Source organism: Petralouisia sp., from assembly GCF_056822245.1.
This window is the reverse complement of sequence record NZ_JBQIOP010000012.1, coordinates 15,156-34,975: the sequence shown is the minus strand read 5'-3', so window position 1 is coordinate 34,975 and position 19,820 is coordinate 15,156. Positions and strand designations below refer to the sequence as shown.

Here is a 19,820-nt window from a genome sequence, read left to right as displayed (position 1 = left end):
TACAGCAGAGATTTTCAGAGAGCTAGACAGAGAAAGGGGAAATGGGCTATGGAAGCTGTAAAACAGGTGGCAGCGGCAGTCAGGTGGAACTTCCTGGGGTTTTTTAAAAATCCCAGGGTGATTATCACCTTCCTGTTTTCCTTTATCCTGTGTTTTTTCTTAAGCGATCGGGCAATGATGGTGGCGGATTATTATGAATCGCCCATGCAGGCTTTGGAGCCGTTTATCTGGACATTCGGGGACGCCACAGCCATTCTTCTGTGCTCCCTGCTGCTGATTCTGCTGTTTTTGGATTTGCCCAAGCTAAGCCCTTTTACGCCTTATATGCTGCTTCGGATGAGAAAGAGCCGGTGGCTTTTCGCACAGCTGTTTTATATTTTTCTGGTGACGGCTTTGTATATGCTTTATGTGATTCTGGTTACCAGCCTGCTCTGTATGCAAAAGACGTATCCGGGAAATATCTGGAGTAAAACGGCGGCTCTTTTAGCCTATTCCCAGATGGGAAAGAAATTGTCCATTCCCTCCACTGTGAAAGTGATGGAAAGCACAACCCCCTGTTCCTGCAGTATGCAGATTATGGCGCTGCTTGTGTGTTATGCCCTGACGTTAAGTTTTCTGATGCTGTATTTTCAGATGAAACTTGGCAAAAAAGCGGCAATCTTTGCAGGATTATCCTACAGTCTGTTTGGTTTTCTGCTGAATCCGGAAATTCTGGCCAAAATTCTCCGCAAAGAAGAATATGAGATGTTTCTGGTACGGAGAATCACCGGATGGATCAGTCCTTTGAATCATGCCACTTACGGGATGCATGATTTTGGATATGACGTGCTGCCCTCCATTGGGCAGTCCTGTATGATATTTCTGGTGATTCTGGCGTGTCTGTCAGGTCTTTCTTTTCACACTCTGAAAAAATATAATTTCAGCTCCTTTACCGGGGAATAAGCAGATTGGCTGAGAAAACGTGTTTCAAATGCAGCAGTTTCAGTGAGAAAGGAAACGGAAATGAAAGAATTATTACAGGAAAAAGGCTTTTGGGCTGCAGCGTTTCTGTGTTTTCTGGGAATGGTTTTGGGGTTTCAGTTCTACGAAATCCAATATCCGCTGAGCCAGGGCAGTTTTTTGAAATTTTATCAGACTGCGTTAGATTCCCAGGTGTTGCTGTTTCTGATTCCCATTGCCGCTTCCCTATCTTCAGGCGCAGCCTATGTGAGAGAATCCTCCTGCGGATTTCTGAAATTTTATATTGTAAGAATCAGCCGGATGGAATATGTAAAACGGAAAACACTGCAGATTTATGCCGGAGGTTTTCTGCCTGTTTTTATAAGCGGAATATCAGCGCTGCTTCTCTGCTTTCTGTTAATATATCCCCTGGAATTGCAGGGAGCCATTTCCTGGGAAACGGTCTGGAAGAATATTCTTCTGCTTCTCCGACTCAGCATCATCGGAGGAATCATAGCGGAATTTGCGGGAATCTTCGGCGTGGTTTTCCGAAATTACTATATGGCGTACGGACTTCCCTTTGTTAGCTACTATCTGCTGATTATTTTAAAAGACCGCTATTTGCCCAAAATGTATGCCATGTACCCCAAAGAATGGGTGGTGTGCCAGGAAAACTGGGGAGCAGACGGCATGGGAATCTGGATATTCTTACTGGTATTTTCCTTAGCGGCCCTGTTGTGCCACAGTCTTTTGCTGAATCACCGCATAAAAGAAATTAATTAAGAAACAGATTTATTTTATTGATAGAAAGGAATGCCAATGCCCCCCTATATCGAAATCAGCCATGTAACTAAAAAATTCGGTGAAGATACCGTACTTTCTGACATTAACGTAACGATGGAACAGGGAAAAGTTTACGGAATATCCGGCAACAACGGTTCCGGTAAAACAGTTTTAATGAAATGCATCTGCGGCTTTATGCCTGTTACGGAAGGAACCATTCGGGTAAAGGGCAGAATCATCGGAACAGAAATTGATTTTCCGGAAAGCATCGGCGTTATTATTGAAACCCCAGGATTTCTGACAAATTTAAGCGGAATCCGCAACCTGGAAATTTTGGCGGGGCTGAAAGGAAGGATTACCAAAACTGAAATACGCGCCGCCATTCAGAAAGCGGGATTAGATCCGGAACTGAAAAAATCTGTCTCGAAATATTCCTTAGGGATGCGTCAGCGTCTTGGCATTGCCCAGGCAATTATGGAAGATCCGGACTTTTTAATCTTGGATGAACCATTTAACGGACTGGATAAGCATGGGGTGAAGGATATCCGCACGCTGCTGTTGGAATTAAAGGAGCAGGGAAAAACAATTCTTCTGGCCAGCCACAACAGTGAAGATATTCGGATTTTGTGCGATAAGGTCTATGAAATGGACGGAGGGAGGATACAGGAGCCATGAAAAGAACAAAGGGAAAATGTCTCAGAAATTTTGCCGCTTTCTGCTGTATGATGCTGAATCTCAGCCTGTTTTTTACTGAAACAGGAAAGGCGGCAAATCTCAGTCCTTCTGAGGAAAGCAAAAAGCAGGAACATATGATTTCCATAGAAACCAACCGGAAATACGAGGGAATGAAGCATTCTTTCTCCAAAGGCTACGAGCCTTCCATTCGGAAAAATACCATGTTTCTTGTGGTGCCTTTTACAACGAAGGCAAAACTGGAATCAGACAGAATGATTGTGGGAATTTCCTTTGAGCGGGAAGAAAACAGCCCTTTTTATTATAAAAATTATCAGAAAAAAGTAAAACAGTCGGAGGACGGCGTTTATCTGTATCAGTGCCAGATTAAATTAAAAGAGGACAGAATCAACGGGCAGTATCCCCTTCGCCTGTCTGTTCAGGCCCAGACAGAGGATACGGTTTTCCGGCAGGATTTTACCATTTACGTGGAAATAACAGACGGGAAATCATCTTCCGGGGAGGAACCAGAACACACAGATTTTTCTGATGAAACTGAAAGAACAGACGAAATGGTTCCGCCGGATACGGGAGAAGATGCAGGCTCTATGGGACAGGGCTCCGATCCGGCAGCAGAAATCACCCATCAGCCCCGGGTAATGATTTCGGCAAACAGCCTGCAGGGCGGCGACGTGTCTGCAGGAAGCAGTACGCCCTGGTCTGTTTCAGTGAAAAACTGCAGCAGCAGCCAGTCATTGGAAAATATGAAAATTACCCTTTTGTCAGAAAACAAGGATATTATACTTGAAAAAACTTCCTGGTATTTTTCCCGGATGGGGGCAGGAACCGCCGTGGAGCTGTCCCAGAATCTTACAGTGGGCAAAAAAGCCCCGGCAGAGCCGGTGTCTTTACAGTTTCAATTTGAATATGAGGATAAAAAAGGAAATGCCTACACTTCTTCTGAAACAGTAAATCTGTCCATCCGCCAGATTCCCCGGGCAGAGCTTGTGAATTTGTCTTTTCCCGAGAGCATTTATGAAGCTGACACGGATTTTCTGACGTTTCAGATTCAGAATACGGGTCTTGCAGTCCTTTACAATGTGAAGGTGCGTTTAGAGGGAAAAGGGCTGTTTCCGGATAAAGAACTGTTTCTGGGAACAGTGGAAGCCGGAACCTCCGCAGATGGTGAAATTAAGGTATTTGCCGGAACGCTGAATATGGATTATGAGGGCAATATCATAGATGAGGACGGTAAAAAATACGGGGAGACCGCAGGAACCGTGATTTTTTCCTATGAGAATGAACAGGGAGAGCTGACAGAACAGAGCCAGGAAGTGTATACCTCCATTAAAAAACCTCAGATTGTGGAATTAAAAGTGGAAAAAGAGGCGCCCAAAACCAATCAGTGGTGGATAACTATTATAATTTTGATCCTGATTGTGCTGATTCTTATCATCTGTTGGCTGTATCTGAGAATGAGCCACTATAGGAAGCGGGCGGACAGCTGCAAATAAAAAACAGGCAGATGGGGTTAAATCCCTGAGACCGGCAGTGAGATCCCTTTTGGACAATTACAGATAAGGAACAGGCGAATGAGAGAGCGGAATATTTATAAAAATATTGTGGTTTGCATGGCCGTTGGATGGACGGCGTTTTTCCTCTGGGGACAATGGCAGTCTTATCTTAAAGAGCAGAAAATCTATAAATTTTCCATTCAGTCAGCCTTGGAACTGACCCAGGAAACAGCAGAGGAATTTAAGAAAATTTCCGGTATCTGCAGATTTGATCCTGCTGATACTGTAAGAGTTACAATAAAACTGGGGGAATATACCATGGAAGCAGAGATTTTCGGTGTGGAGCTGCAGGAATTTCCGGGGAAGTGGAAGGAGGTAACAGAGACGTTTGCTCTGGGAAATACTCCGGTACTGTTTTTTGGAACAGACAGCTTTCAGCGATTCACAGACCGGCAGGGATATCCTCCCAGTACAGGCCAGATGGAAAGGTGGAGGAAGGATTATCAGCAGTTAACCCTGAAGCTTCAGGATGAAACAGGACGTGAAAAAAATGGGAAAGTCGGAGGTATTTTAAAAGAGCCGTCAGATGGGATTTTTATGGACAATGTGCAGATGGGTGAAGGGTTTGCAGAGACCGTTCACACCAGAGGCGGCCAGATGGAAATTTACGGATACCAAAATGCCAGAAAGGCAAAAAAATTATTGGAACAGGCAGGATTTGTGACAGACGCCGATTTTGATTAGGAGTAACCGGAAAACAGAGGTTCTATTTGCTACAAAACCCTCATCATACTCAGCCTGCCGTCCGGCGGGCCGCATGGCCATCCATGCTATGGAAGCCAGGGGCTTTCACAGTAAACCCTCATCATACTCAGCCTGCCGTCCGGCGGGCCGCATGGCCATCCATGCTATGGAAGCCAAGGGCTTTCATATGCAAAATATTTCCACTATAACAGGAGCCGGGACGAAAAAAGAATTGTACCTAGGGGAATATTTTGTTATAATAAAAGCATTAGGAATGATTCATGCAGGCTGCGTTTTTGTGTTTATTTGAAACCTGCAGTCAATGAAGGTGGGGATTTTTCTGGGAGATGGAATTAATGGTGAAAGAATCGAAGAAGGTATCGAAAAAAATATCTGATTATATCGACATAGGTATTCTTCAAATGCTGCAGGATGACTGCTCTAAGGCTATGGGCCTGGCTTTTGTGACAGTGGACTATCGGGGGTGTCCAATTACACATTACAGCGGCTTTACCCCCTATTGCCAGATGGGACGGAAACATCAGGATTTTTATGAAATGTGCAAGCAGTGCGACGCCCACGGCGGCCTTCAGGCCGCGATTACAGGTCAGCCCTATATTTACCGCTGCCATGCGGGGCTGGTGGATTTCGCGCTGCCCTTAATTTATGACGGGATTTATATGGGTTCTCTGATGGGCGGACAGATACGGTTATGCCGGGATGAGAAAGAGGAACTGGAGGATATTCTGCCGGTCAAGATGAACTGGCGCAACGACAAGGCTTTGAACGAAGCTTACAATGAGACACAGAGAGTTTCTTACGAGAAGATTAAGTCGGCGGTGACATTACTGCATGATTTGATTTTATTTATGATGCAGACCGGAGGACGGGCGGATCGGGATATGGAAGTGGCCGGGATGGAACCGGTGGAGGAATGGAAATCTTATTCCAATCAGGAGTTTTCTTTTCAGAAGCGTGAACTGATCAATATGAAGCAGCAGGGGAGGCTTCGTTATTTTTTCTTTGTGATGAACGTGATTTCACAGCTGGCTTTCCAGGAAAAAGCCGTGAAAACGGAAGCAGCAGCTTATGATTTTGCAGATATTATGCGATATGTCACAGAATCGGATCATCAAATTTCCACATTGGGAGAGGAACTGAGTTATGTGGGGGCGCTGCTGCGCATTCAGAAGGCCTGGGAGGGAGAGGCGATTTGCTACAGTATTTCTGTGCCGAAGGAATTCTGGGATGTGAACTGTCCTTACATGGTGCTGGAACCGTTAGTAGGACTGTCCGTGCAGGGAGCCGGGGCAGGAGAGAAACGTGAAATAGAAATATTTGCTGAGGAAAATCAGGGAGATGTAATTGTCCGGGTGGTCAGCAATAATGAGGGAATCACATTGGAGGAAATGAATGCGCAGGTGGGCGCTTCTTCCCAGGAGGAAGGTTTTTCCCTTCATGATTCGGATCGGAGCCTGAAGAGGATTTTTGGAAAAAGGTGCGGACTTTCCGTCAGTCCCAGGGAGGATGGAAAGGCGGGATATATGGTCAGCTTCCGTCTGCCTCAGAAGAAGGAAGGATAAGGAGGTGCGCATCGCATGGGTCAGATTTTAGTGCTGAATGAAAATCAGTTGGAACGGGAAATTACCAGGAGTATTTTGTCGGAAGGACTGGAATCTGCAGAGATTGTCCTTGCCTCAGAAGAAGAGTCGGCCATAAAGCTGCTGCGGGAAGGGGATGTGGATCTGCTGATTGCCGATGTGCCCCGATTTGATCTGCGCCGCTGCGATATGCTTGCGCAGGCCAGGCAGATGTCTCCGGACACTCCGATTCTGGTCACTTCTGTAGGCGTTCGCTCCGACATTGCGCCTCACGTCTGGCGCCTGGGCCTGCAGGATTATCTGCTTAAGCCCTGCCGCCCTGCATGGCTTCTGGCAGCCGTACAGGCGTTAAAGCGGGATTCCTCTCTGATATCAGATGACAGGGAGCAGCAGCGGCGGGAGCGGTATCTGAAGCTGCTGGCGGAGCAGATGCGGGTTTTTTGTTATAAAAAGTGCACAGATGTTGCAAAAGATTACCTTGATTCTCTTCATGAAGATATCCATAATAAAAGTGTAATTCGGTTCCAGGCGCTTCGGTTTGCCGAGGGGCTTGTGCAGTTGGGAGATCCCCTGGGGCCTGCAGTCCAGATGAAACTGGCGGGAATTATGGAGAAGTTTAAGCTTCGGTATGATCAGCAGACGCAGAAATATGATACTTATCTTGTGCTGAAAAAGATGCTTAACGTTATTTTTGACACACTTACGGAAGATTCCAGTTATCAGGTGGGCAGCGAGCAGAGGATACTTAATTATATCGACCGCAACATCAAGAGCGGCATCAGCCTGGACCAGGCCGCGGACTATGCAAATATGAGTTCTTATTATTTCAGCAGGGTTTTTAAGAAAATCACCGGGGTCAATTTTATTACATATGTGACGGATTGTAAAATAGAAGTTGCTCGGGAAATGCTTGCGGACACGGATATGCCGGTTATCAGCATTGCCTATGAGCTTTCTTACAGCGAAGCCAATTATTTCAGCAAGGCTTTCAAACGCAAAGTGGGGATGACGCCTACAGAGTACAGGGAGATTTATTGCGGCAAAAAGACGGGCTGAACCTGCAGCGCAGATCATGAGGAGAAGGCAGAACTGTGCCTGCAGGCATTGGCGGCGGAATGGAGGTTATGATGCAGGAATTTAGTTTCAGTACCAGGATATTTTTCGGGGAAGGCGCTCTGGAACGTCTGCGCCGGGTGGAAGAACGGAGGGTTCTTATTGTAACAGATCGCTTTATGGTAGAGATAGGGGCGATAGAGAGAGTGATTTCCTATTTAACCAATTGTGAAGTCAGCGTATTTGACGGCGTGGTGCCTGATCCGCCCATTGAGGTGGTGGCGGCAGGCGTGAAGGCTTTTGAGGAGTGCCGGGCAGAGACAGTGATTGCCGTTGGCGGCGGTTCTACCATAGATGCGGCCAAGGCTATCCGCGCTATTGCCAAGATAGCCCTTCAGGTTGAGACTGACAAGATGGAATGTTTTGCTGTGCCTACCACAAGCGGCACCGGCTCTGAGGTGACAGACTATGCGGTGATTACAGACAGCGCCAGAGGGGTGAAATATCCGTTGGACAGTCAGGCTCTGCGCCCTCCGGTAGCGATTTTAGATCCTTATCTTACGGCAAGCGCTCCTGCCTCTGTTACGGCGGACGCCGGTATGGACGTGCTTACCCATGCTCTGGAGGCTTATGTGTCAGCCAATGCCAATGATTTTTCCGATGCGATGTGCGAGAAGGCCATTTCCCTGGTTTTCAGATTTTTACCCCTGGCTTATAAGGACGGCGGGGATTTGCTTGCCCGGACGAAGATGCAGAATGCTTCCTGCATGGCGGGGCTGGCGTTTAATTCTGCCGGATTGGGGATTAATCACAGTCTGGCCCATGCAGTGGGCGGGAAGCTGCATATCGCCCACGGACGTATTAATGCGATGCTTCTGCCGAAGGTTATGGCTTTCAATGCGGATTTATCCCATGTGGCAGGAGGAGAATACTCTGTGGCAGCAAGAAAGTATCAGCGGATCGCAAAAATTTTAGACATTCCGGCGGCAAATGTCCGCCTGGGAGTATCTAATCTGATTCGGGAGATAGAGCGTTTGAACCGCACGTTAAAGATTCCTGCCACTTTAAAGGAGTGGGGAGCGGATCTGACAAAGGTCAGAACACTGCAGCAGGAGCTTGTGTCAGCGGCCCTTGCGGACGCCACATATGCCACCAATCCCCGCAGAGCCAGTGAGGAAGAAGCAGCAGCTATTATAAAGCAGATTACAGGTTAAAGTTTATAGAATACGGAGCCGGCAGCTCTGCCTTACAGGCAGGGAGGCCGGTTTTTTCGTGCAGCAAAAACCGTATCTTGGAAAAATGTACTGATTGCAAAAAGCAGTTTTTGTGCTAAAAAGAATCATTGTGCAAATTAAACAAAACATTAGACAAAAAAGTCTCTGACAACGACAAGAAAGTACAAGTCTGTTTTTAGTATAATAGAAAATAGCAACAAATTAACCAATTGTGTGCGCTGATCGTAATCAAACTGACGAATGCGCCGCAGAACATTACAAGGAGGAATCAAAATGCAAAGAGAAGCCCTTGGTATGGTAGAAACAAAAGGTCTGGTAGGCGCTATCGAAGCTGCTGATGCTATGGTTAAATCTGCAAACGTTGCCCTGGTCGGATATGAAAAGATCGGTTCCGGTTTAGTAACCGTTATGGTACGCGGTGACGTAGGAGCAGTGAAAGCATCTGTAGACGCCGGATCTATTGCCGCTGAAAAAGTTGGAACAGTTGTTTCCTGCCACGTAATCCCGAGACCGCATACAGATGTGGAGAAGATCCTTCCGCATATGGAATAATTACGGGATTCATAATGAGGAAACCCACCGCTTTTGTGAGAATGCTGAAATAGCAAAAATATTAATTTGGAGGGAAAACACATGGATGAATTGAACAACAACATCATGGAAGAAGTTATGAAGAGGCTTGGAGCCATTGCTTCTCCTGCAGAGGAGTGCAGCAAAGAACCGGCTGCTTCGCCCAAATGCAACCTGACAGAGTATGTAGGCACAACAATGGGCCATACAATCGGACTGGTTATCGCAAACCTTGATCATCAGGTTCATGAAGCTCTTAAGATTGATCCGAAATACCGTGCAATTGGTATTATCAGTGACCGTGTTGGTGCAGGTCCCCAGATTTTTGCCGCTGATGAAGCAGTAAAAGCAACCAACAGTGAATGCCTTCTGGTAGAGTGCCCTCGTGACACCGAAGGAGGAGCAGGCCATGGTTCTTTGATTATTTTCGGGGCTGAAGATGTATCTGACGCCCGCCGTGCAGTAGAAGTCTGCTTACGTGAGATTCCGCGTACTATGGGCGACGTATACGGCAACAGTGCAGGACATCTGGAATTCCAGTACAGCGCCCGCGCTTCTTATGTTTTAAATAAAGTTTGGGGTGCGCCTCTCGGTAAGGCATTCGGCATCACAGTTGGCGCTCCGGCAGGTATCGGCGTAGTTTTAGCAGACGCTGCTTCTAAGGCTGCAACCATTGACGGCGTAACTCTTGCAACGCCCGGCAACGGCGGAACCAGTTTCTCCAACGAAGTGAACTACTTCTTCTCCGGAGATTCCGGTGCAGTAAAACAGGCTATTATCGCAGCGCGTGACGTTGGACTTCAGTTATTGAAGACTTTGGCGCCGGATGAGGAACTGAAATCAACGACTACCCCTTACATTCTTTAATTCAGGAAGGAGCTGTAAGCTATGAAATCAAAACGTTTTGAAGTGTTGGCGAACCGCCCGGTAAATCAGGACGGTTACGTCAAAGAGTGGCCGGAAGTTGGTCTGATTGCCATGAACAGCCCTTTCGATCCTACTCCAAGCATTAAGATTGAAAATGGACGTGTGACAGAGTTAGACGGCAAATGCCGCGCTGATTTTGATATGCTGGATACATTTATTGCGGATCATGCCATCCGTCTGGAGAATGCGGAAAAGGCTATGGCGCTTGATTCATTGGAAATCGCCCGCAAGATTGTGGACATCAATGTTTCCCGTAAAGAAATTCTGGATATTACCCTTTCCATTACCCCGGCAAAGCTTACCGAGGTTGTAGGAAAGATGACCATAGTAGAAATCATGATGGGTATGTCAAAGATGCGTGCCCGCCTGATGCCTGCAAACCAGTGTCATGTTACAAACGTTAAGGATAATCCGGTTCAGATTGCTGCCGACGCTGCAGAAGCCGGCGTACGCGGGTTCGCTGAGATGGAGACAACCGTTGGTATTGCGCGTTATGCGCCTTTTAATGCAATTGCCATTATGGTAGGCGCTCAGGTAGGACGTCCCGGAGTTATGACACAGTGCGCTTTGGAGGAAGCTACAGAGTTAATGCTTGGTATGCGCGGTTTCACCACTTATGCTGAGACAATTTCCGTATACGGCACAGAGCCGGTATTTATGGACGGCGACGACACTCCTTATTCAAAAGCATTCCTGGCAAGCTGCTATGCAAGCCGCGGCCTGAAGATGCGTTTCACCTCCGGTACAGGTTCTGAAGTTCAGATGGGTTATGCAGAAGGCAAATCCATGCTGTATCTGGAAGCCCGCTGCCTGGCAATTACCAAGGGCGCAGGCGTACAGGGAACACAGAACGGTTCCGTATCCTGTGTAGGCGTACCGGCCGGCGTACCTGGCGGTATCCGTGCAATTGCAGCTGAGAACCTGATTGCAATGCTTCTGGATCTGGAATCCACCACATCCAACGACCAGACTTTTACTCATTCCGATCTGCGTCGTGTGGCCCGCAGCGTGCCTCAGTTCTTCTCAGGAACAGACTACATATGCTCCGGTTATTCCGCTACGCCTAACTATGACAATATGTTTGCCGGATCAAACTGGGATGCAGAAGATTATGACGACTGGAATATTATCCAGCGCGATATGAAGATAGACGGCGGTCTGCAGCCGGTACGTGAAGAGGATGTTCTGAAAGCCCGCAACAAAGCAGCCCGTGCCCTTCAGGGACTGTTCCGTGAACTGGGCCTGCCTCCAATCACAGATGCAGAAGTGGAAGCAGCTACTTATGCAAACGGCTCCAATGATATGCCGGATCGTAACGTAAATGAAGACTTGAAGGCAATTGAAGATATGATGGCCCGCAACGTAACGGGTGTAGATTTTGTGAAGGCTCTTGACAAAGCAGGATTCCCGGATGTGGCAAACAATATCTACAACATGCTTCGCCAGAAAGTAGCAGGCGACTATCTCCATACAGCTTCTATTTTTGGAGACAATTTCCATGTATTGTCTGCTGTCAATGCGCCGAATGATTACCACGGACCGATGACTGGCTACCAGATCAGTGAAGAGAGATGGAAACAGCTCAGCGATATCCCCAATGCAATTCGGCCGGAAGACATTTAAGAAGGAGGTGTGCCAGATATGACTTTTGATGAGAAAACACTGCGTAGCGTTATCGCAGAAGTAATAAAAGAAATGACAAGTCAGCCGGCTTCTGCAGCGTCCGCGCCTGCAGCAGCTGCACCTGCACCTGCAACCCTGCCTGCAGCCGGTAAGATGACCTTGACCGAGCAGGGAGATGCACCTAAGGGAGTTGCTCCCGATGAAGTTGTAATTGGTTTGGCGCCGGCATTCGGCATTTATCAGACTGAGACAATTATTCATCAGCCTCACGATAAAGTATTGCGTGAGATTATTGCCGGCATTGAGGAAGAAGGATTAAAATGGCGTGTGGTACGCGTATACCGTACTTCTGACGTTTCCTTCATTGCCCACGATGCTGCTGAATATTCAGGCTCCGGCATTGGAATCGGAATTCAGTCTAAGGGTACAACGGTAATCCACCAGAAGGATCTTCCGCCTCTCAGTAACCTGGAACTGTTTTCACAGGCTCCTCTGATTGAAATGGATACATTCCGCCAGATTGGAAAGAACGCTGCTAAATATGCGAAAGGCGAGGCTCCTACGCCGGTGCCGGTCCGCAATGACCAGATGGCGCGTCCTACTTATCAGGCGATTGCAGCATTGCTGCATATTAAAGAAACCGAACATGTTGATAACGATAAGCGACCGCAGGCTGTCGCAGTTTCATTCAAGTGAAAGGAGGCATAATCATGGATCAGGAACTTTTAATGAAACAGATTGTAGAACAGGTTATGCAGGCCATGAATAACGGCGGGTCCGTGTCGGCTCCTGCTGCCTCTGCAGGCGGCAAGGTAACATCTGAGAATTACCCTCTGTCAGAGAATATGGCTGATAAAATTAAAACACCTACCGGCAAGCCTTTCACTTCCTTAAGTTATGAGAAAGTGATTTCCGGTGACATTACCGCAGATGATATGCGTATTTCTCCTGATACTTTAGAGATGCAGGCTCAGGTGGCAGAATCGGTAAACCGTGAAGCATTCGCAGGAAATCTGCGCCGTGCAGCGGAACTGATTGCTGTGCCGGATGACCGTTTACTGGAGATTTACAATGCACTGCGTCCGTATCGTTCCAGCAAACAGGATTTGGTTGATATTGCCAATGAACTGGATCAGAAATACGGCGCTAAAACGGCGGCTGCCCTGGTGCGCGAAGCTGCTGATGTTTATGAACAGCGAGGCAGGCTGAAGAAATTCTAAGATTCTGCAAAGTTGGGAGGTTCCACTATGAAAATTGTTGCAGGCATTGATATTGGAAATGCGACAACAGAAACAGCTCTGGCAAAGATAGACGGAAACCGAGTAGAATTTCTGGCCAGCGGCACAGTACCCACAACAGGTATTAAGGGAACCCGGCAGAACATCAACGGCGTCGTTCATTCCCTGACCAGCGCGATGGGAAAAGTGGGCATTGAGATAACCGGGCTTTCGCAGGTATGTTTGAATGAGGCGGCTCCGGTTATCGGTGACGTGGCCATGGAAACCATCACGGAGACGATTATTACAGAATCTACCATGATTGGGCATAATCCATCAACGCCTGGCGGCATGGGCGTTGGCGTAGGAGAGACTATTCTTGTCACGCAGCTTGCCCAGGCAGCGGGGGGAAAAGATTACATTGCAGTGGTTCCTGCCAGCGTGGACTTTGAGGACGCCGCAAGGCTCATCAATGAAAGTTCTATGGGGACGCGGCAGGTAACCGCAGCGATTGTTCAGCGGGATGACGGCGTACTGATTCACAATCGTCTGCATCACAAGATTCCCATTGTAGATGAAGTGGCTCTGGTGGATAAAGTTCCCCTGGGCATGCGGTCTGCAGTGGAGGTTGCCGGTGTGGGCGGCGTAGTGGAAGTACTCTCCAATCCATACGGGATTGCAACGCTTTTTGGATTATCTTCGGAAGAAACCCAGCAGGTGGTGCCAATTGCGCGTGCATTGATTGGCAACCGCTCTGCCGTGGTAATTAAGACGCCTGCAGGCGATGTCAAGGAGCGGAAAATTCCTGCAGGTCTCATTGAATTCTACGGACAGAACCGTACAGTGAAGGTAGATGTGGATGCAGGCGGTGAGAAAATCATGGAAGCTGTGGAGTCCCTTCCTGTCCTGGAAGATGTCAGGGGAGAACCGGGGACTAATGCAGGCGGCATGTTGGAGAAGGTGCGCCAGGTTATGGCCAACCTGACCAAACAGCATCCGAAGGATATTCACATACAGGATTTACTGGCAGTAGATACCTTTACGCCTCAGAAGGTTCAGGGCGGCCTGGCCAATGAGTTTTCACAGGAAAACGCTGTTGGCATTGCCGCTATGGTGAAGGCAGACCGTCTGCAGATGGAAGCCATTGCCAGAGAATTTTCAGAGCAGATCGGTATCCCGGTTCAGGTAGGAGGCGTAGAGGCTGACATGGCTATCCGGGGGGCGCTGACAACGCCGGGCACCAATAAGCCTCTGGCTATCCTGGATATGGGCGCAGGTTCCACCGATGCATCCATCATCAATCAGGAGGGAGAAATCCATTCCATTCATCTGGCAGGCGCTGGCAATATGGTAACGCTTTTGATTCAGTCGGAAATGGGTCTTGACAGCTTTGATATTGCAGAGGATGTGAAGAAGTATCCTTTGGCGAAAGTGGAGAGCTTTTTCCACATCCGGCATGAGAACGGAACCGTAGAATTTTTTACGGAGCCGCTGAAGCCAAGTATTTTTGCCAAGACAGTTATTCTGAAGGAAGGCGAGATGATACCTTTAGAGGGCGACTGGTCCATGGAAAAAATCCGTTTGATCCGGCGCCAGGCCAAACAGAAAGTATTTGTTACAAATGCCCTGCGCGCATTGGCAAGGGTCAGCCCTACCGGAAATGTCCGGGATATTCAGTTCGTTGTACTGGTAGGCGGTTCAGCTTTGGATTTTGAAGTGCCTCAGATGGTTACCGATGCATTGTCCCAATATAAGGTTGTGGCAGGCCGCGGAAATATCCGGGGAACTGAAGGTCCGCGCAATGCAGTGGCTACAGGGTTAGTGCTTTCCCTGACAGAAAGGGGGATTTAATATGAATCCTTCACAAATTGCAATGACAAAACCCACCGTTCATGTGCTTTGCAGTCCGGATGTTCCGGAGAGAGCGCTGTGGCAATTGCTGTACGGACTGGAGGAAGAAGGAATTCCCTGTGAGACTTGGACAAAGACAGAAGGAGATGCGCTGACACTGGCATGGGAAGGCGCGCAGGCTTCCCGGCTGGAAGTGGGGGTCGGTATGGACAGACAGGAAGCTGTGCTGCATATTTCCAAGCTGGAGTTTGAGCATCCTCTGTTCAGAGTTCCCGTCCGGTCTGCAGAACAGGTACGTATCCTGGGAGCCAATGCAGCGCGGCTTGTGAAGAAGCTGCCGCTAAAATCTTTGGAAGGGAGGTGAGGGAATGAAGAAAAGTTTAGGGCTCATAGAGACGCAGGGGTTGGCTGCCGGCATTGAAGCGGCAGACGCAGCAGTGAAATCAGCCAATGTGGAACTGATCGGTTATGAGCTGACAAAAGGCGGAGGCTGGACTACCATTAAGGTTCAGGGCGACGTGGGGGCTGTGAAGGCAGCCGTGGACGCAGCCCGGATGGCAGCCGCCAAAGTTAATCAGGTAGTAAGCACACGCGTGATTCCCCGTCCCTCTGCCGGACTTGACACGTTGGTGTACAGTCCGGATACCGTTGGGACAGCGCAGCCGTCAAAGGAGCCGGATAAGCCGAAGCCTCCCACACCGCCAAAGGGTTCCAAAAAGGTGAAAGAGGAAGAGAAACAGCCGGCAGAGCCAGACGGACAGAAGGAAGAGAAGGCAGTTCCGGTACAGGAACAGACAGACGGAATAAATAAGCAGGAAGAACTTACTGTATCAGAAACGGCTGCAGACAATTCGGAGATTACAGGTTCAGACGGTGCAGAGACAGGAGAAAAGGAGAAGGCTCCTGAGGCAGAAGAATCTGCAGAAGATTCGAAAGATGCAGAACCGGAGGATGCAGCAGAGCAGGTAAAGGAACAGGAAACGCAGGATGATAAGGAGCCTGGACCGGAGGAAGAGGAAGCTTCTTTGGAGCAGGAAACCTCAGAGCCTGCAGCTTCAAAGCCTGTCAAGCGGACCGGAGGCGCAAAAGGCCGGAAAGGAAAGCGCGGCGGCAAACAGGAGAATACAGATTAATATAGATTGGAGGTTATCGTTATGGGTGAAGCTCTTGGCATGATCGAAACAAAAGGTCTTGTCGGCGCCATTGAAGCAGCTGATGCTATGACCAAATCAGCAAATGTTACGCTGATCGGTTATGAAAAGATTGGTTCAGGTCTGGTGACTGTAATGGTTCGCGGTGATGTAGGCGCAGTAAAAGCATCTGTAGACGCAGGCGCTGCTGCTGCTGAAAAAGTGGGCGAGATTGTATCACAGCACGTTATTCCGCGTCCGCACACAGATGTGGAGAGAATTCTGCCGAAGGATCTGTGAGAGGAGGAATAAGCCGTGGAGAAAAGCCAATGCGTGCAGGAAGAGTTCCTGCGTCTTGTGGTGAAATTGGTGGTAGAGGAACTGTTAAAAATGGAGCGTTCCGTTCCGATTGGAGTTTCGAACCGCCATATTCACCTGAACCGGGCGGATATGGATACTTTATTTGGGGAAGGCAGTGAACTGACAAGGGTGAAAGATTTAGGGCAGCCGGGTCAGTATGCAGCCGCAGAGACAGTAACCAGCCAGGGTTCTAAAGGTGAACTGACACGTATGCGCGTGCTTGGCCCTCTGCGCGAGGAATCTCAGGTGGAAGTCTCCATCGGCGACGGCTTTGCGCTTGGCGTACATCCCCCTGTCCGGGAATCCGGCCAGTTGGAAGGAACGCCGGGCGTAAAGGTAGTCGGCCCCAATGGAGAAGTGGAGATGAAGAGAGGTGTGATTGCCGCTCTTCGTCATATCCATCTTGATCCTGCAACTGCAGAACGTATGGGTGTACATGACAAGCAGATTGTCCGGGTAGAGATAGGCGGTCTGCGGGGCGCAGTGCTGAATAACGTATTGCTGCGCGTGTCAGATAAATTTGCCCCCGAGATGCACATTGACGTGGAAGAGGCCAATGCCCTGGGCGTGAAAAACGGCGACCGGGCATATATCATTCTGGATTAGAGGCAGTGGAGGAAGTGCATATGGCTTGCGATATGACGCAGTGTAATGAAATGCTGTTGGAGTTTGAGAGCCTGATAGAAAACGGCGGGAAAAAAGATTGGAAAGGCAATCTGCGCACCGGAGTGGATCTGGGTACTGCCAACATTGTTCTGGCAGTGGTAGATGAGGAGAACAAGCCGGTGGCCGGAGCCACTTTCCCATCGACTGTAGTTCGGGACGGCATTGTGGTGGATTACGTGGGAGCTGTACAGGCTGTGACAAAATTAAAAGGGCAGTTGGAAGAACTGTTGGGTGAAACATTGGAAACAGGAGCCTGTGCGATTCCGCCGGGAATTCTTTCCGGCAATGTAAAAGCCATTGGAAATGTAGTAGAGTCAGCCGGATTCCGGCTGACTGAAATTGTAGATGAGCCTACCGCCGCCGCCGCTGTGCTTGGCATTACAGACGGTGCAGTAGTGGACGTGGGAGGAGGAACTACCGGAATCAGCATACTGGAGAATGGGAAAGTCATTTATACAAGCGACGAGCCTACAGGCGGCACCCATATGACTCTGGTACTGGCAGGTTTTTACGGATGCAGCACTCAGGAAGCTGAGATCATGAAACGCGATCCGGCTCAGGAGGCAAACGTATTTCCTGTGGTAAAACCGGTGGTGGAGAAGATGGCTTCCATTGTCAAACGGAGTCTGGAGGAGTATCCCGTTGACACAGTTTATGTGGTAGGCGGTGCGTGCTGCTTTACTCAGTTTGAGGAAGTCTTTGAAAAATATCTTGGCACCCCTGTGGTAAAGCCGGCGGCGCCGCTGTTGGTTACGCCTTTGGGCATTGCCATGAATTGTACGGAATAAGGGGGTGAGGACGTTGACTGAGCAGGAGCAACATGTCCATCGTATTGTAACCCAGATCCTTGCGGAGCGCGTGGTGCAGAAGCTTTTAGAACGCCAGAAACAGGCATTGGTGGTTTATACCGGTTCAAATATGGGTATAGAACCTGGTTTGGAATGTCTGAGGACGCTGCGGCAGGAAGATGGATTTACCTATCGGGTTCTTCTGACCAGAAGCGCTGCAGAGCTGTTGGATGTACCGGCAATTCGTTCTGCCCTGGAACCGGAAGAATTGTGGATAGAAACGCCGGGAGATTCGCCGGAGGCCCTTACTGCCCGGTATGACACAATCCTGGTTCCTGCAATGACAGTAAACACCGCAGCCCATGTGGCTGCATGTATGGCGGATACCCCGGCCGCTGCCATTATTCTGGATGGTCTGATGCGGGGGAAGAATGTAATAGTAGCTGCAGACGGCTGCTGTCCTGATAATCCGGAACGCATGCGGCGGGGATTTCATATGACAGAAGCCCTTAAGAATAAGCTGCGGGAAAATAAAAATGCACTGAGGGAGTTTGGTGCGTTTCTGACAACTTCGGACGGATTAAGAGAAACGGCCAAAAAAGCTGTCCTAAGCTTTGCATCTGCTCCCGGAAAACAGCAGCCGGATACCCAGGCACACGGGCAGGAGCCTCTGGCGCAGGCTGCAGGCAGGCCGGAATCAAAATCCGCGAAAGGAGTATATCAGGCAAAACTGGAAGGACGGGTGTTCAGCGGAAAGCATATCAGGTCTTATCCGGATCACGCTGTAATTCTTGTTCCAAAAGGGACAATCGTTACCCAATTAGTATCTGATGAAGCCCGCAGACGGGATATCCGTATAGAGATTGAATCATGAGGCAGGTGGAAGAATGTATCTAGGAAGAGTGATCGGAACCGTAGTTTCTACCAGTAAAAATGAGAATCTGGTTGGCATGAAGCTGTTGATGGTTGAGAAATTAACCGAACGTCTGGAGCGGGAGGGATCAACTGAGATTGCCGTGGATTCGGTAGGGGCCGGTACTGGTGAAATAGTAATTGTTTGTAAGGGCAGTTCCGCCCGTTATGTGTTTGGAGACGGCTCGGCTCCGGTGGATACGTCCATTGTAGGTATTGTAGACTCAGTGGAGGTGGGTTGATGGCAAATTTATATACGAAAACTGGCGATAAGGGTCAGACCAGCCTGGTAGGGGGTTCGAGGGTCAGCAAGTCAGATCTTCAGGTAGAGTGCTATGGCACCATCGACGAAGCAAACTCCATGCTGGGTCTGGCCTATTCTAATACATGCCAGGAATATATTCGGACTGCCATACACACCATTCAGGGAAGATTATTTTCCCTGGGGGCAGAACTGGCCAGTGATGAAGAGGGCGCCCGGAAGCTGAAGGGTCTGATTTCAGAAGAAGATGTGGATTTTCTGGAGCATGTGGTGGATACATGTACAGAGACAACCGGAAAAATGACTCATTTTGTTATTCCCGGGGTGGATTCGGCGTCATCTGCTCTTCATGTGGCCCGGACCATCGTAAGGCGCGCCGAACGGCGTATGGTGGAGCTGAAAGGCAGTTCTCCTGTGCGTGAAGTGCTGATGCGGTATGTCAACCGATTATCCGATGCAGTCTATGCCCTGGCCCGTCTGCAGGAAGAGACAACGGCTCAGGAACAGATGCGGGAGAAGGTTACGGAACTGGTAAAGAATGTATTGGCAGAACATGCAGAAGATCTTCCTCCTATTTCCCTGGAGGTACTTAGAAGTATGGCAGAGAGAGCCAGGGAAAAATCACGGGAGCTGGGGGTTCCGGTGGTTTTTTCTGCCGTTGACAGCGGGGGAAACCTGCTTTTGCTTGAGCGGATGGAAGGTGCGCTTCCAGGAAGCGTGGAAGTGTCAGCCGGCAAAGCATACACCGCCAATGCCTTTCATATGCCAACCCACGAATTGGGCCAGGCGGCGCGGCCGGACGGTCCCCTTTACGGGATTGAAAATGCTGCTCCGGGAAAAATTATCCTCTTCGGAGGCGGTTTTCCCTATGTGTCAGGCGGCAAGATTGTGGGCGGCATCGGCATATCCGGCGGAACGGTAGAACAGGATATGGAGATTGCACGTTATGCAATGTCTGTTTAAGGAGGGAAAG

The 19,820-nt window shown here is 49.0% G+C and carries 22 protein-coding genes; all 22 read left to right on the top strand.

Translation table 11 applies throughout. From position 1 onward, the window contains the following. The first annotated feature begins 48 nt into the window (after positions 1-48). Positions 49-942 (top strand): hypothetical protein, encoded by an 894-nt coding sequence (locus ACTO17_RS06640; protein ID WP_482557350.1) that lies wholly within the window; start codon positions 49-51, stop codon positions 940-942. A 60-nt stretch (positions 943-1,002) separates the two neighbouring features. Next, the gene (locus ACTO17_RS06635) at positions 1,003-1,722 is read left to right on the top strand and encodes a hypothetical protein (RefSeq protein ID WP_482557349.1); all 720 of its coding nucleotides are present in this window, start codon (positions 1,003-1,005) and stop codon (positions 1,720-1,722) included. A gap of 36 nt (positions 1,723-1,758) precedes the next feature. Continuing rightward, entirely contained in the window at positions 1,759-2,397 is a 639-nt protein-coding gene (locus ACTO17_RS06630) for an ABC transporter ATP-binding protein (RefSeq protein WP_482557348.1), read from the top strand. Continuing rightward, complete coding sequence (locus ACTO17_RS06625; protein ID WP_482557347.1) at positions 2,394-3,908, top strand: COG1361 S-layer family protein; 1,515 nt, start codon at positions 2,394-2,396, stop codon at positions 3,906-3,908. The genes ACTO17_RS06630 and ACTO17_RS06625 overlap by 4 nt, the downstream gene beginning before the upstream one ends. Before the next feature lie 78 nt (positions 3,909-3,986). Further along, positions 3,987-4,652, top strand: coding sequence for a hypothetical protein (locus tag ACTO17_RS06620; protein ID WP_482557346.1), 666 nt, complete (start codon positions 3,987-3,989; stop codon positions 4,650-4,652). A gap of 356 nt (positions 4,653-5,008) precedes the next feature. Beyond that, positions 5,009-6,235, top strand: a complete 1,227-nt coding sequence (locus ACTO17_RS06615) for a PocR ligand-binding domain-containing protein (RefSeq protein WP_482557345.1) — start codon at positions 5,009-5,011, stop codon at positions 6,233-6,235. Between the two features lie 15 nt (positions 6,236-6,250). Then, positions 6,251-7,309: a response regulator transcription factor gene (locus ACTO17_RS06610; protein WP_482557344.1), complete on the top strand. Its 1,059-nt coding sequence runs from the start codon at positions 6,251-6,253 to the stop codon at positions 7,307-7,309. A 35-nt stretch (positions 7,310-7,344) separates the two neighbouring features. After that, the gene (locus tag ACTO17_RS06605) at positions 7,345-8,520 is read left to right on the top strand and encodes a 1-propanol dehydrogenase PduQ (RefSeq protein ID WP_482557343.1); all 1,176 of its coding nucleotides are present in this window, start codon (positions 7,345-7,347) and stop codon (positions 8,518-8,520) included. Between the two features lie 294 nt (positions 8,521-8,814). Continuing rightward, on the top strand, positions 8,815-9,093 hold the full coding sequence (gene pduA / locus ACTO17_RS06600) for a propanediol utilization microcompartment protein PduA (RefSeq protein WP_135989818.1): 279 nt from the start codon (positions 8,815-8,817) through the stop codon (positions 9,091-9,093). Between the two features lie 81 nt (positions 9,094-9,174). Next, on the top strand, positions 9,175-9,978 hold the full coding sequence (gene pduB / locus ACTO17_RS06595) for a propanediol utilization microcompartment protein PduB (protein ID WP_482557342.1): 804 nt from the start codon (positions 9,175-9,177) through the stop codon (positions 9,976-9,978). 21 nt (positions 9,979-9,999) lie between these two features. Then, the gene (locus ACTO17_RS06590; RefSeq protein WP_172537764.1) at positions 10,000-11,661 is read left to right on the top strand and encodes a propanediol/glycerol family dehydratase large subunit; all 1,662 of its coding nucleotides are present in this window, start codon (positions 10,000-10,002) and stop codon (positions 11,659-11,661) included. Positions 11,662-11,679: 18 nt separating this feature from the next. Then, positions 11,680-12,357, top strand: coding sequence for a propanediol/glycerol family dehydratase medium subunit (locus ACTO17_RS06585; protein WP_482557341.1), 678 nt, complete (start codon positions 11,680-11,682; stop codon positions 12,355-12,357). A gap of 14 nt (positions 12,358-12,371) precedes the next feature. Then, the gene (locus ACTO17_RS06580) at positions 12,372-12,881 is read left to right on the top strand and encodes a diol dehydratase small subunit (RefSeq protein WP_482557340.1); all 510 of its coding nucleotides are present in this window, start codon (positions 12,372-12,374) and stop codon (positions 12,879-12,881) included. Between the two features lie 27 nt (positions 12,882-12,908). Next, positions 12,909-14,729, top strand: coding sequence for a diol dehydratase reactivase subunit alpha (locus tag ACTO17_RS06575; protein WP_482557339.1), 1,821 nt, complete (start codon positions 12,909-12,911; stop codon positions 14,727-14,729). A gap of 1 nt (position 14,730) precedes the next feature. Next, the gene (locus tag ACTO17_RS06570; protein WP_482557338.1) at positions 14,731-15,093 is read left to right on the top strand and encodes a glycerol dehydratase reactivase beta/small subunit family protein; all 363 of its coding nucleotides are present in this window, start codon (positions 14,731-14,733) and stop codon (positions 15,091-15,093) included. A gap of 4 nt (positions 15,094-15,097) precedes the next feature. Beyond that, positions 15,098-15,862 carry a BMC domain-containing protein gene (locus tag ACTO17_RS06565; RefSeq protein WP_482557337.1) on the top strand — a complete coding sequence of 255 codons (765 nt, stop codon included), beginning with the start codon at positions 15,098-15,100 and terminating at the stop codon, positions 15,860-15,862. Between the two features lie 21 nt (positions 15,863-15,883). Next, positions 15,884-16,159 carry a BMC domain-containing protein gene (locus ACTO17_RS06560; protein WP_016285351.1) on the top strand — a complete coding sequence of 92 codons (276 nt, stop codon included), beginning with the start codon at positions 15,884-15,886 and terminating at the stop codon, positions 16,157-16,159. A 15-nt stretch (positions 16,160-16,174) separates the two neighbouring features. Beyond that, positions 16,175-16,825, top strand: a complete 651-nt coding sequence (pduL, locus tag ACTO17_RS06555; RefSeq protein WP_482557336.1) for a phosphate propanoyltransferase — start codon at positions 16,175-16,177, stop codon at positions 16,823-16,825. Positions 16,826-16,857: 32 nt separating this feature from the next. Then, complete coding sequence (gene eutJ, locus ACTO17_RS06550; RefSeq protein WP_482557386.1) at positions 16,858-17,673, top strand: ethanolamine utilization protein EutJ; 816 nt, start codon at positions 16,858-16,860, stop codon at positions 17,671-17,673. Positions 17,674-17,686: 13 nt separating this feature from the next. Further along, positions 17,687-18,547, top strand: a complete 861-nt coding sequence (locus ACTO17_RS06545; protein ID WP_482557335.1) for a flavoprotein — start codon at positions 17,687-17,689, stop codon at positions 18,545-18,547. Positions 18,548-18,560: 13 nt separating this feature from the next. Further along, positions 18,561-18,827 carry a EutN/CcmL family microcompartment protein gene (locus tag ACTO17_RS06540; protein ID WP_135989808.1) on the top strand — a complete coding sequence of 89 codons (267 nt, stop codon included), beginning with the start codon at positions 18,561-18,563 and terminating at the stop codon, positions 18,825-18,827. Continuing rightward, positions 18,827-19,810 carry a cob(I)yrinic acid a,c-diamide adenosyltransferase gene (locus ACTO17_RS06535; protein WP_482557334.1) on the top strand — a complete coding sequence of 328 codons (984 nt, stop codon included), beginning with the start codon at positions 18,827-18,829 and terminating at the stop codon, positions 19,808-19,810. The genes ACTO17_RS06540 and ACTO17_RS06535 overlap by 1 nt, the downstream gene beginning before the upstream one ends. Positions 19,811-19,820: the final 10 nt, after the last annotated feature.